Below are 12,633 nucleotides of genomic sequence, written 5' to 3'. Positions count from 1 at the left end.
GAATTTATGATGACCTAATTACCTACGTGCATCAGGCTAAATTCAATGGAGCAACCCACTAGTACTACCACCAGTACACCCACTTTTGTCCTCGATGCCAATCCCTTAATTGCCGCATTTACCAGCTTCCTCCAATTCGATGTGGCTTCCGGCGGTGCTAGTGGCGAAACCATCCGTACCTATTGGTGCGAAGCCAAACAGTACTTGCTCTGGTGTGAGGTCAATCAACTCCAACCCCTGGCTGTGACACGGGATGCGATTAAAATCTACCGTCACAACTTAGTCCAACAGCAATACAAACCTGCCACCATTGCCCTCAAATTAGTCGCTGTGAGTCGCATGTACGATGCGGCGATGGAATATGGTCTTCTCTCTCACAACCCCGTCTGGGGGGTCAAAGCACCCAAGCAACGCGGCGATCCGGCTGACTCGATTACTTATTTGACTGCTAGTGAGGCGGAGACATTCCTTCAAGCTCCACTGGCTAAATCTACGCCCCTGAAAATTCTCCGCGACCGCTTCCTACTGGGATTGATGACGCTTGAAGGGGTCAGGTCGATGGAAGCTTACCTGGCTAATGTCGGGGATATTCGTCGCGATCCGACTGGGGTGGGGATTACGGTGACTAGTAAGCGACAACAACGGGTGGTGCCACTGATTCCCGATTTGGTGGATGTACTCGATCGTTATTTACTCGCCAGAAGACAGGCTAAATTTAGTACTGCGGCTGCTACTCCTTTATTTATCAACGTGCATCATCCGCGCCATCAGATCGACCCCGACCGTGAGGATCGTCGCTTATCTAGAAGGGGGATTAGATTTATCGTCGATAGCTATCTGGAAGCTTTGGATCTCAAACATGGGGAGGGACGGACTTTATCGGCGCATTCTCTGCGGCATACAGCGGGGACTTTAGCGATTCAGAATGGGGCCTCCTTGCGTCAAGTTCAGGATCTATTGGGTCATGCCAATCCGAAGACCACGGCGATTTACACCCATGTGGGGGATCGGTGGGTCAATAATCCGGCTCTGAAATTGGGAATTCGGCTCAATCTTGATTAGAAGGCTCGGATCGCACCAATATCCGAACTAATATTTTCAGTTATTGAGAATAGCTATAGCTGTTTACTAGTAGCTTTTACAGCAATTTTTTAGGGTGTAATTACAATCTAAAAAATTTGCCAAACTCATTAAGCATCAGCATTACAAGCATTTATAGTTATTGAGAATAGATATAAGCTCTATATCAAGCCACTTTTGGCTGTTTTTTAGGGTGTAATTACACCCTAAAATTTTAACTTAAAAACTCCCGAATCTCTTCGATACCAACATTTCTGGCGATTGACTTCTGGACTTTGGCAACTTGACTTGGTTTGACCGGAAGCCCACGAGTGAGCCACCGATTGTCGATTTTCTCTTTCCACGTTAGCTTCCACCGCCAATGTTTGGGATTATTGGGGTCGCGAATGCCATTAACTTTGGGATATTCGATAACGTCTCCATGCTTATTTTTGACCTTCTGAGTAAATTGATTGAGCGAGCCATTTTTCCCCTTCATCGTCAGGCGCATGATTTGTGCTCCTGACTACTAAAGCGAATCGTCAACATTTATAATCTGAGATCTAATTGTTTTCTTGAGGGTAAGTGTCTAACTAACACTTACCTTTTTTAATTATGACAATCCTATCATTTATTCGATCTTGTCTCGACCGAATCTAGCCGTCCTAAAAGAGAAGCCTAGTCTCTAACGGGCATAGTGAGTGCCGCTCCTCCACAATTAGTATTGCCATCAGGAGATAGATTGAGATTGCTATCTATCGATTTGGGGCTTGTTATCTGCGATCGTTAAATTGTTATAAGATCGTATCACTCTCAAATGTAGTTAGATTAGCCTGTAGTAAATACAGAAGCAAAATCTCCCAATCGGTCTAGATCTCTACCGAGCCTTTGTATAGTTTTTATATCTACTCTATATGTCAGAGCGAGCTTCAGAACGAGACAATTATTTTATTCAGCCTGATGACTATATTGCGCTCGGCAATCGACAATCTCAAATCGGGAACGATTTCGGTGCTTTAGCTGCTTACGACCGGGCCGTAAGTCTCGCTCCTAACTATGCTAAGGCTTATAACTATCGCGGTTCGTTTAAGTTTGCTCGATTGGGAGATATCCAGGGTGCGATCGCCGATTTCGATGCCGCCATTGGTTACGACCCCAATTATGCTGTCGCTTATGCCAATCGGGGTTTGCTTAGGTATCAGCAATTAGGTGACATTCCGGGAGCCTTAGCCGACCTCAATTTGGCAATCCTCCTCAATCCTCGCGATGCTTCGGTTTATACCACTCGCGGGTTGATTAAGTATGGGGAGTTGGGTGATGTCGAATACGCACTAGCCGATTATGACTTGGCGATCTGCATCGATCCGAACTTTGCTCCGGCTTATAACTGTCGCGGACTGTTAAAGAACGTCAAATTGATGGATATTGCTGGTGCCCTGGCGGATTACGATCGGGCGATCGCGCTAGATCCTACCTTATCTGAGGCTTTCTATAATCGCGGTACGCTCAAGCATAGAGAACTGGGCGATCCGAGCGGGGCATTGGCTGATTACGACAGAGCAATCGTACTCGATCCCAATCTGGCTGCTGCTTATTTTGTGCGGAGTTTGCTCAAGCGCAATCTCCTGGATGACGTTTTAGGGGCAGCACGCGATCGTAATCGGGCAATCTCTCTCGACCCCAATATAGCCAACGATCTTTGAACTATCCCGTCGGAAAACTAGTTTCTTGTTGGTGCTTAGTATCTAACTCACAAGCGATCGATATCAACTTGTCGTAAGGATTCGTGTAAAAGGTCTACTAATAACTGACGATCTTTGGATTCATATTTGTAAAACTTTGGTCTGTTGGTATAAGAATCTTGTATTTGAATATCACTCATGAATGTTGTATTTTTCATGAATAGATGAATAGTAAAAAAAAACTTATTTAGCAGTTTCGAGCTGTTAAATAAATTTTATATACCTATTTTAAATATTTTGCATTCACTTGTGATGGATCTTATTTGCCCAAAGATCGATCGCCATACTAGAAATATTTCTAGTATGGCGATCGATTTTTGAAAGATAGAACCTGCATATTATCCCCACTCAACCGCTACAACCCATGACAACAGAAACTCCAATTAAATCCCAATATCTCAGCTCCGAATATGCCGCGACAGATTTTAGTTTTCCTCACGTTCAGGTGGTGCGGGGAGAAGAAGAACAATCTCACTGTGGCTATTTTATTCCCCTGCCCCAGGCTCAAAAGGCCGGGTGGAGTAATATCGAAGCTACCGAAACGATTATCTACACCTATAACGATGGTAAAAATGCCGAAGGCATCTTGCTCGCGCAGCCACGCATGGTAATGTGTGCGGTTAGCAAGCTCGGTATGTTCGATCGTGCTGCCAGCCAAGATGAAGACCGATTAATGGTACTTGGTGAGTGGAATCGGGAACAGAGTAAAGATCCTAACATCGGTAATTTCCAGATCTATTTAATAATGTTCTTGAGTGAGAATAATTTCCCCTTACACCAAATCCCTTTCAAACTCATTGCTAAAGGCGCACACCAAGCCACTTTGAGCAAATATTGGGAGCAAAACTGCATTCAAGTAGCAATGCTTCATGCTAAAGCCGCTAAGACACCTTTTCTGCCCCGCGACGAACGGTACAAGGCATTGTGCGTATTCCAGCCAGTTATCAAGCGGATGCCTGTCGGTAGTGGTAAAACTAAATCCCCTGCTTGTTGCGTCGATGGCTTTGTCGTCCCAACAATCGGTAACTGGCGATCGTTCTTTTTGGGCGAAGGTGAGGAGTTGTTAGCCCAGACAATCTTGCAAATTCTCAATCCTCAGCCCCGCGCACTCCAGATGCCCCCCTCGTCTGGTAGTGTTATCGCCTTAATTCCACCATCTGGCAACTCACCAGCGACTCCGACAGCACCCCGTCAAATCTCCGCAGTAGAAGATGATGTCGAACCCACACCAGCAGTAGTTCAAAAAACTGCAACTTCAGAAACCGTCGCAGTAGTTCCGCAAAAGATCGGTGTTGTCAAATCGACCCCCGATCTAGATGAAAATGATGCTGACTTTGGCTACGAAGATGATGTTATGCCATTCTGATTACTGACAATACCGAGCGGGCATTTCCAACTGTTGGAAATGCCTATTTTTTTTGGGAAATTAACTATGTCTGCCAACTTAGCGGATTATAAAAAGCAGTTAAAACGTTATCGACAAAACCGCTTCTATTGCCCAGTTTGTGGCGGTCACAATTTAACTTTCTCACCTATCGGAAAGTGGAATTGTTGGAATGATGATAGCCGATGGCATCGGCTGGAGATTATGTCTGTGGTAATCCCCAGTCGTGGTGAAAACTATAGTCCCAATCCGACCTCCGAACCCCCACCAGAAATTCTGTTACCACCGATTCCGCTCATCTCATCTGCTCAACTACACTTGCCACTAATGAGTCCAGTCGTTTTGAGTGAAACAATCGGCAATCGCACTATTTATCAATATAGCGAGTGCCAGCGAGTTACCCGCTTTGACTATCGTACCCACAAGGTCATTCGCCCCCAATATTTTGATGGTAAAAGTTGGATTAAAGGTGCGGGAGATAAGCATTGGATTCCCTTTGGATTATGCCGATTAACTGCCTATCCAGGTAGGTTAAATATCGTGCTAATCGTGGAGGGGCAAAAGTGCGTAGAAATTGCTTATAGTCGCGGCTTACCAGCAATTTGCTTGGAGGCTGGAGATTATAGTAATTTAACCTTAAAGCATAAGTTAGAAGTAATTAAAGTGCAACTAAATCGCCCGTTACTAGTAATTCTGCCGGACAACGATTTATCGGGATTATATCGAGTTAGAAATATATTGTCGGTTGCTAATCGACTCAATCTTCCTGCCTTTGCAATCGAGCCGCTAAAAATCGAACCACAGCTAAAAATTGGTGGCGACATCGAGCAAATTCCAGGTTTAACAGTTCAATATTTGATGCACATTATTAAGGAGAGAAATAAGTATGGACTTATCAGGATTGAGCGACGACCAGTTGCTGCAACTCATCCAATCGGCAATGGCAGAAACTAAGCGGCGAGGTGAAGCAATTATTTATGCCGCCAATCAAAGCGTTAATGATGCCGCTCAAGAGTTGAGGACGAAAGCGGCTAAAGCGGCAGCAGCCGGACAGACTGCAACAGCATCAACACGATCGACAGTAGATGACTTAGCTGCCGATAAAGCTGCATTAGTTCAAGCGTTACTGGAAGCAGATTGGTTCGTCCCTTACAGTCAAGACCAATTCTCTATCAATATGTGGGAAAAGCGTGGCGAAGTCCGAATTTATATCCAAAAGAGTTTTACAGCTCCCTCATGGGAATTTGCCTATTTTCACACTGGTAATCCCTGGAATTATCAAGGCACTATCAAAAGTGAAGATCCCCTCGTCGCCGAACGATTAATTCCCTTCTGCCAAGCAATCTGCGATCGACATCTTCCAGGTTTTAAGTGTTATTCAAATGCGATTAAAAACAGTAATCCAGATCCTCAAGCATTAGCCTTCTACCGCCAAGCCATCAATAAAGTAAAAGTATCTATTTAACATGTCTAACCAAACTAACGCCCTCAGCACCGCTCTCGGTTCGATTATCGCGCAAGCCGCTCGATTGCCAGATACGGGAGTTGCCGCTCAGTATCAAGCCAGGATTGGTACGGGAAATCCTAACTCCTGCGTGATGCTAATCGATACATCTGGCTCGATGGATGAAATCTGTCAGGGTACAGGACGCAAACGGCGAATCGATATTCTCAAAGAAGCGATTGCTAGTATCGGCTGGCAAGATTATCAGTTGGTCTGCTTCAATTTTAAAGTAGTTCCCATTCAAGATGTGCGAGACATCTGCGAACCGTGCGGGGGGACGGCACTTCATCGAGCGATCGATTATGCCGCATCGTTATATCCTTCCCAGACTTTGGTAATCTCGGATGGAGAGCCAGAGGATGAGTCTGCTGCGATTAAATCCGCCCAGAAGTTGTCTGGGACGATCTCAACTTTATATGTTGGTGACGATAACAATAAAGAAGCGATCGCGTTCATGGCAAAACTCGCAAAGTTAGGTTGTGGCAAGCCCTATGTTCAGAGTCTCGATGAAGGTTTTAAAGCGATTGGTGGCACGATTTCTCAGGCTTTATTACCACCTTCACGTTAGATGATGATAACCCGATAATTTACGATCGAATTTACCCCCGAACAGCAATGTTTGGGGGAATTTTATGATGAGTTACGATTGCGGAGCGGGGATGTTGGTGGCGGCGAAGGAGATTAAATTACTCAAGGAAAATCAAACTAATGAACTACTCGCGATCGCGCATAAAGAGTTGAAGATCGGCTCTGAGTTAATGGATCGACGATATCGATTGTGGAACTCAATTCGCTGGAATCGATCGAGAGTTGGAGTTAAACGGGATATTGCATCAAAAATGTCCAGGGTAACTTTCGATGCTAAAACGGCATATTTGACAGCAAAAGTAGCCTTTGATGAATTTATGTCTGAGGTGCAAATTAGTCAAACTGTCGAAGTCAACAGATTATTGAAAATCCATACTTGTCTCTATTCAGTTGGTGAATGGTTTGTTAAATACTCTGCCGATCGTCACCAATTAAGACTTGAAATCTTGCTAGAGGTTGCTTGACATGCTGCGCTTGGTTGCAATGAGATCCATAACTACTCAGCTCCAAAAAAGGCAAAGCTAGATTGTCTCTGGCTTTGCCTTTCATTGTGATGGGGTTTTATTGCCATAAAATCTCATCGATCGTTCAATAATTCACAAAATTATCGCCATGTCTAGTATAACAGTCATAAAGCCAACGTTTAAGACCGAGTTACCCAATCGAGTAACTTTGTCGGAATCCGACGAACAAGCTCAGTTAGCGCACCAAGAAGCTCTCTGGCAGGATCGGTGTGATTACTATCAATCCGCTCGGTAGTTAAACTTTAGTGCCCAGGTATATTGCCTGGGCTTGAATATCATGACTTCATTAATCGATCTAGGTGGCATTAAAGATGCGATGCTCGAAGCGATTCTCGACGCACTGGAAAATCCCGATCCCGACGATCCCCAGCAGGAAGCAGTACTCAATGCTCAGTTGGCAGAATTAGAGTTGGAGATCGCCAGTAAAGTTGATGCGATCGCGGGTGTTTTCGCTGCCAAACAAGCAGAGATTAACTATCTCGTCGAACGACGGGAGCATTTCGACAAGCTGGCGAAGTCGCGGCAGAATGCGATCGATCGGTTGAAAGCCTATGTCAAACTTGCATTGGAGCGACAGGGAGCAACTTCGATCGCCGGAAAAGAAGCTAGTTTAAGATTGGTCAAAAATGGAGGAAAACCGCCTGTGTGGGTAAATCCCGATATCAAACCGCAAGATTTTCCCCTCGATGTTGTTAATGAACGCATCACATTCTCTGTGTCTACCGAATCAGTTCGATCGAAGTTAGCTGAAGCTGGAATGGATGAGTTAATTGGCGAAGATGGACGAATCTTGGCGAAACTGCAAGAGCGGGGAACGCATCTAAGAATTGGCTAGAATAGAGAAATCCCTCTAACTGCAATTAGTGGGATTTATCCAAAAAATCGTTACTTATTGCTACTTTAACACTATGTCGCTAACGATCGAAACCGAACTCAAAGATGTTCTTGCCAAAATCGACCAACGCCTTGAACGAATGGAACAAGGTCAGAATGAATTGAAGTTGAGTGTGTCTGAACTCAAAGGGGAAGTTAAGAACCTCAGTACTGAACTCAAGGGTGAGATTAAAACTCTCGATACTAAAGTTGATGGACTATCAACACGAGTTGGCAACCAAGAGTTTTTGTTAAGAACTATTGTGGGTGGACTAATTCTAATTATCCTTGGTGGTGCTGCCAAAATGTTCTGGAGTTTACCCACTTCTTCGTAGCTTTACTGCCACAATCACTCATCGCATCTAGCACCAGTCTTCAAATATGACTGGTGCTTTTTTGTATTCTTCTCTCACATTACCAACCTCTAGGAAATAAGCATAAGCATTATGTACGAATCAAACAATAAAAAAGTCGAGAAAATTGTCAACCTCATTCAATCTCATGGATGTATTGTTGAAGGTAAGAAAATTAGCTTAGACGATCTGCCGCTGTGTCAGGATCTGAATGATTCGGACAAAAAAGAGATTGTAGGAATAATTCAATCCATTGATGATGAATTATCTGAACTCTATGGCGATCGTCAATATCTAGATAATCAAATCAATTCCCTAGAACCAGTTAGAGAAAAATTAGCTCAGTTATTGTAAATTATTTCCCTTGCTTGGGTCGGTTGCATGGACGAACTCTGAGGTTGTCTTGTCGCACACAACCTGGAGGAAACCTCCAGGTCGATGCGCCGCTCCCTCAGATGGAAACCCGTCCGCACCGACTCCGCTTGATGCTGACTATCCAATTATTGTTCATAAATTAAATGCCAAAAGTAACTCTGAAAATGACTCAATTAGTTGAGATATCCGCTCAAATAGATTTGGAAGTGAAAAATGTTAAGAAGTTTCTCGACAAATATCCATCGATGTCCTACTTCATTAACGTCGATACTGATGTTTCTGATTTAGACTGTGACTTCGATGATTCGATGCACTCATTCGATTATGAATTGGAGGATGAAGATGGAGATGATTGCAAGATCGTTAAAGGTAAAATTGTCAAGAAATAATCGAATCTGATCGATCTAATATCGCGTCCCATCAAACGCATTGATGAAAATTAAGATCCCAACTTTCTTAAATTAATCATGACAAATAATTCAACTTCACGCCATTGGTTCGTCCACAACTGGGAATCGGAGAGTTTCTTCCCCACCCAAGCCGAAGCAATTGCTCAGGCAAATTCCGATCTCACATATTGTCAAGATCCAGATGATGGTTCTTGGGCAGATTACGTGGAAGATATCTATGTTGGCTTTGTCACTCACCAAGCCAAGCCCAGTGCTGGCGGATACTCATTGCATTCGACATTGGATAACGCTCGATCTTGATGAATGTCATTGTCTCTCTTAATCTGGATTGTTTAACCTTAGCCCTAGTCTTGCGATCGTAAGACTAGGGGTTTTCTATATCCTTTTACCTACAAAGATAGTGACGAACCAGTAACTTCTACCGATTACTTATACGTTATCGAAAATCGAGTCTACTGTACCGTCGTTCGCCAACAACCCCAACTATCTCTATTCTAAATATGGAAATATTAATTGAAGCATTACTTAACAATGAAATGGCAATTGACCGAGCAGAGGCGATCGATATTATCGAATCGATGAGACAAGAGGTTGAAGATGGCGAGGATATTCAAGATGTTCTCGCCCAATACGACCTAGATCTCGACGATGCCATTCATCTACTTGAAATATGAGCCAGTAATTCAACTTCACGCTTTTTACTAACCACTTATCGATCTAAAAATATGCAACTTCAATCTAATCCTACGACTATTACCACCTATCTCGAACATTATGGCTATGCTGTGATTCGAGCTGAAGGCGAACACAAATTAGTTCAGTTAAAAAATCTAAAACTAGTCCAAATTGAATCAATACCAGATCGTAGTTACATCATTCAAGAAGTGACTTTAGGACAAGCGGGGGAACGTTGGGAGGATATTAGTATCGAAACAGTAATCGAACACATCCAAATGCTCGAAGGTGGGCAGGATGTTTATTCTAAGATCTGGCATATCGATGATGTACTGTCGATCGATCCCACCCTGAGCCGAGATCGTGCCCGATTAGTACTCCAGATGGTAATGGATAATCATGATGCCAACATTGGAATTAATTGGGATGTACTGAAATCCTATATTCAACAGGTTGTAGAAATGGTAGGTGCAGGGATTATCTAAACCTAAAATCGAATCGTTTTCGCCAGCAATTAAAAATAATTGCTGGCTTTTGTGCCCATTTATGACCGTAGTTGAAAAGCTCCAGGCATTGTATCACCAAAATTTGGACGAAAAACATGAACCATTTAGAAGCCCAATCTCCGATCGAATGACTGAATCTTCACGAGAAATGGTACAGATTTAATTCATTGCCATGTCAGAACCAGCTTCATCACCAACCCAAAAGACCAGCGATTATCGATCGCTGGTCTTTTAATATTTAGGAGTAATTAATCATGGCTACAAAACAGAAAGCGACACCTATTGACAAGTATGAATTTATCACGGGTCAGATTTGTGCGTTACTCGAACAAGGAATCAAACCGTGGCGAAAACCGTGGAAAGCTGGATACGATCGTATCCCATTTCAAAACTTGATTACTCGCCACGTCTACACCGGATCTAATCCTCTCTGGTGTGCTGTCTCTAACCTAACTAACGGACATGATTCGCCATTCTTTATCACTTTCAAGCAAGCTAAAGAGCAGGGCTGGCAGGTTAAGAAAGGCTCAAAATCTGCATGGATTAGATTTGCAGGGATTATTGAGAAAGAGGCAGAAAATGATGCTGATGAAATTACCAAGGAACGAATAAAGTTTTCCAAATTTAGTAGTGTCTTCTCGATCGATTGTATCGATGATTCAGAGGCGGAGAAGAAAATTACTGACTTCATCCAAGGGTTAGCCAATGATACACCCGATAATCCCGACCAGCGAATTTTGACAATCGATCGATTCATTGCCAATACTCAAGCCGTGATTAGTTACGGTGGCAATCGAGCTTGTTATAGTCCAAGTCGGGATGAAATCAAGTTGCCAGTATTTGAGCACTTTAGCAGTGCTCAAGCAGCGTATTCAACCGCCGTGCATGAGTTGGGACACTGGACTGGACATCAAAGTAGACTCAACCGTGAAGGGATGAAATTTGATTCTTGGGGTGATGAGATCTATGCCTTCGAGGAGTTAGTGGCTGAACTTGCTAGTGCTTTTGTTTGTGACAGACTATTCCCTGAATATATGGAGCAAGACTTAGAACATCATGCTAATTATTTAGGTGGATGGCTGACTGGATTAAAGAAAGATGACAAGGCATTCTTTAGTGCTGTAAGTCATGCACAGAAGGCGGCTGATTACCTAGTCGATTTGAACGACAAGCCGATTATTCAAACAGCCTCAGAACTAGTTGCTGCCTAGCTTCAATGCTTCGCTTAATGGATTTGAAGCCCCAAAGATTGTTGAATCGCTGGGGCTTTGTGTGTTTCTTTGTACGAACTTACAGGTATCAGTTATGTCGAAATTTAACGAAGTGTGGCTATATTATCACGATCTTAGAAGTGGGAAATACGAACAACGTAGTTTTCCAAGAATGGAAGCATTACTCGATGTTTGGTATGAACTGTTTGCCTGATTTATAGTGATTTGTCCACTCCCGTCAATCGAAAGGTTGGCGGGTTTTATTCTTGACCTTTTTACCTATTCACTAACTGCCCGTAGAGAAATCTACGGGCTTTTTTTATGCAAACTATTACCAGAATTAGCCCAGTTAGAGAATTTACTGAAAGATTAAAAGCTGGCGAACGGTTAGGACAAACTCAGATTGCTGAGGTGATGAATCACTTGTATGGAAGTAGTGCCAACGGTGCTTGGAATTGGAAATCGGCAACAGATGCCATCGAAGCTGCGATGGTAAGTTACCTACTTCAACAGCCGAAATTGAGTCTATTCGAGTTGCGAAATTTACAGGATTTGACAGTAGATCATCGCGTCAGAACTCAAGAGCAAATCGACTTACAACAATTCTCCTCACCCCTAGAACTAGCTTGGCTGGTAGCCAAAGCTGCGATGGTAACTGCGTCTGACATATTACTCGAACCATCAGCGGGAACTGGTTTATTAGTAGGAACCAGTATCAATCAAAATAATAAACCCGCCCACATTATTCTCAACGAGTTCTCGAAGTCCCGTCGCGATTTGTTAGCCGAAACCTTCCCCCAGGCTGAACGTTACTCAGTCAATGCCGAATATCTCAACGATATGCTGTTACAGCGGATTAAGCCGTCAGTAATCATGATGAATCCGCCGTTTTCGCGGAGTCTCACCAGCACCAAACGCAATCCCGATGTCTGTCTCAAGCATTTGAGAGCGACACTACTGCGATTATTACCCAATGGTAGATTGGTGGCGATTGTCGCTCACTGGTTATCTCCTGCCAAACATCCCGACTATTTTGCCACCCTCCCTGCAAAACTACGGCTGTCGGTATATCTGGATGGAAGTTTTTACAGACATCACGGTACGACTATGCCTACTCGCCTGCTGGTATTTGACAAGGTAAAAGATGAAACAGAACCACATAAATCGATTGATTATCCCATGTCAATCGAAGAAATTGGCGAGATTATCGATCTCATCGTGACACAACGGTTGCCGATGTTGGAAGCTGTAGAACCAAACGCAGACACTCCCCTCCTGGCTCTACCCCTATTCACCTGAGTTCGATGAAGTTTTGTCTCCTCAAACTCAGGCATTTCAACACTTTTAGGCTAACAGCAGAATTTTTTCAATTTTTGGCACATTAAAATCCACCATCAATATCATTAATAGTTGAAAAAACATTGATTTA

At 43.5% G+C, this 12,633-nt stretch carries 17 protein-coding genes; 16 read left to right on the top strand and 1 reads right to left on the bottom strand.

Annotated features, from left to right (window positions below):
- The first annotated feature begins 45 nt into the window (after positions 1 to 45).
- Positions 46 to 1,062: a tyrosine-type recombinase/integrase gene (locus tag ACEW9I_RS03690; RefSeq protein WP_373539019.1), complete on the top strand. Its 1,017-nt coding sequence runs from the start codon at positions 46 to 48 to the stop codon at positions 1,060 to 1,062.
- 232 nt (positions 1,063 to 1,294) lie between these two features.
- On the opposite strand, the gene ACEW9I_RS03685 is transcribed toward ACEW9I_RS03690, so the two are convergent.
- A complete protein-coding gene (locus tag ACEW9I_RS03685; protein ID WP_373539018.1) occupies positions 1,295 to 1,570 on the bottom strand; it encodes a hypothetical protein in 276 nt (91 codons plus the stop codon).
- 403 nt (positions 1,571 to 1,973) lie between these two features.
- On the opposite strand from ACEW9I_RS03685, the gene ACEW9I_RS03680 reads away from it, so the two are divergent.
- The 15 genes from ACEW9I_RS03680 (at position 1,974) to ACEW9I_RS03610 (ending at position 12,503) form a co-directional block, all read left to right on the top strand.
- Complete coding sequence (locus ACEW9I_RS03680; RefSeq protein ID WP_373539017.1) at positions 1,974 to 2,762, top strand: tetratricopeptide repeat protein; 789 nt, start codon at positions 1,974 to 1,976, stop codon at positions 2,760 to 2,762.
- A 403-nt stretch (positions 2,763 to 3,165) separates the two neighbouring features.
- Positions 3,166 to 4,167 (top strand): DUF5895 domain-containing protein, encoded by a 1,002-nt coding sequence (locus tag ACEW9I_RS03675; RefSeq protein WP_373539016.1) that lies wholly within the window; start codon positions 3,166 to 3,168, stop codon positions 4,165 to 4,167.
- Positions 4,168 to 4,233: 66 nt separating this feature from the next.
- A complete protein-coding gene (locus tag ACEW9I_RS03670; protein ID WP_373539015.1) occupies positions 4,234 to 5,139 on the top strand; it encodes a hypothetical protein in 906 nt (301 codons plus the stop codon).
- Positions 5,072 to 5,650 (top strand): hypothetical protein, encoded by a 579-nt coding sequence (locus ACEW9I_RS03665; RefSeq protein WP_373539014.1) that lies wholly within the window; start codon positions 5,072 to 5,074, stop codon positions 5,648 to 5,650. The genes ACEW9I_RS03670 and ACEW9I_RS03665 overlap by 68 nt, the downstream gene beginning before the upstream one ends.
- A 1-nt stretch (position 5,651) precedes the next feature.
- Complete coding sequence (locus ACEW9I_RS03660; protein WP_373539013.1) at positions 5,652 to 6,257, top strand: VWA domain-containing protein; 606 nt, start codon at positions 5,652 to 5,654, stop codon at positions 6,255 to 6,257.
- A gap of 64 nt (positions 6,258 to 6,321) precedes the next feature.
- Positions 6,322 to 6,741, top strand: coding sequence for a hypothetical protein (locus ACEW9I_RS03655; protein ID WP_373539012.1), 420 nt, complete (start codon positions 6,322 to 6,324; stop codon positions 6,739 to 6,741).
- Positions 6,742 to 7,078: 337 nt separating this feature from the next.
- On the top strand, positions 7,079 to 7,636 hold the full coding sequence (locus ACEW9I_RS03650) for a siphovirus Gp157 family protein (protein ID WP_373539011.1): 558 nt from the start codon (positions 7,079 to 7,081) through the stop codon (positions 7,634 to 7,636).
- A gap of 73 nt (positions 7,637 to 7,709) precedes the next feature.
- The gene (locus ACEW9I_RS03645) at positions 7,710 to 8,009 is read left to right on the top strand and encodes a hypothetical protein (protein WP_373539010.1); all 300 of its coding nucleotides are present in this window, start codon (positions 7,710 to 7,712) and stop codon (positions 8,007 to 8,009) included.
- 111 nt (positions 8,010 to 8,120) lie between these two features.
- Positions 8,121 to 8,381 (top strand): hypothetical protein, encoded by a 261-nt coding sequence (locus ACEW9I_RS03640; protein ID WP_373539009.1) that lies wholly within the window; start codon positions 8,121 to 8,123, stop codon positions 8,379 to 8,381.
- A gap of 185 nt (positions 8,382 to 8,566) precedes the next feature.
- On the top strand, positions 8,567 to 8,791 hold the full coding sequence (locus ACEW9I_RS03635) for a hypothetical protein (protein WP_373539008.1): 225 nt from the start codon (positions 8,567 to 8,569) through the stop codon (positions 8,789 to 8,791).
- Positions 8,792 to 8,869: 78 nt separating this feature from the next.
- Positions 8,870 to 9,112, top strand: coding sequence for a hypothetical protein (locus ACEW9I_RS03630; protein ID WP_373539007.1), 243 nt, complete (start codon positions 8,870 to 8,872; stop codon positions 9,110 to 9,112).
- Positions 9,113 to 9,312: 200 nt separating this feature from the next.
- Entirely contained in the window at positions 9,313 to 9,486 is a 174-nt protein-coding gene (locus ACEW9I_RS03625) for a hypothetical protein (protein ID WP_373539006.1), read from the top strand.
- 51 nt (positions 9,487 to 9,537) lie between these two features.
- Positions 9,538 to 9,972: a hypothetical protein gene (locus tag ACEW9I_RS03620; RefSeq protein WP_373539005.1), complete on the top strand. Its 435-nt coding sequence runs from the start codon at positions 9,538 to 9,540 to the stop codon at positions 9,970 to 9,972.
- Between the two features lie 275 nt (positions 9,973 to 10,247).
- Complete coding sequence (locus ACEW9I_RS03615) at positions 10,248 to 11,204, top strand: ArdC family protein (RefSeq protein ID WP_373539004.1); 957 nt, start codon at positions 10,248 to 10,250, stop codon at positions 11,202 to 11,204.
- Between the two features lie 321 nt (positions 11,205 to 11,525).
- Positions 11,526 to 12,503 (top strand): hypothetical protein, encoded by a 978-nt coding sequence (locus ACEW9I_RS03610; protein ID WP_373539003.1) that lies wholly within the window; start codon positions 11,526 to 11,528, stop codon positions 12,501 to 12,503.
- Positions 12,504 to 12,633: the final 130 nt, after the last annotated feature.

The organism is Chamaesiphon sp. (assembly GCF_041738855.1).
GTDB lineage: Bacteria > Cyanobacteriota > Cyanobacteriia > Cyanobacteriales > Chamaesiphonaceae > Chamaesiphon.
Note: the sequence above shows the minus strand (reverse complement) of the source record. Positions and strands in the feature narration are given on the sequence as shown.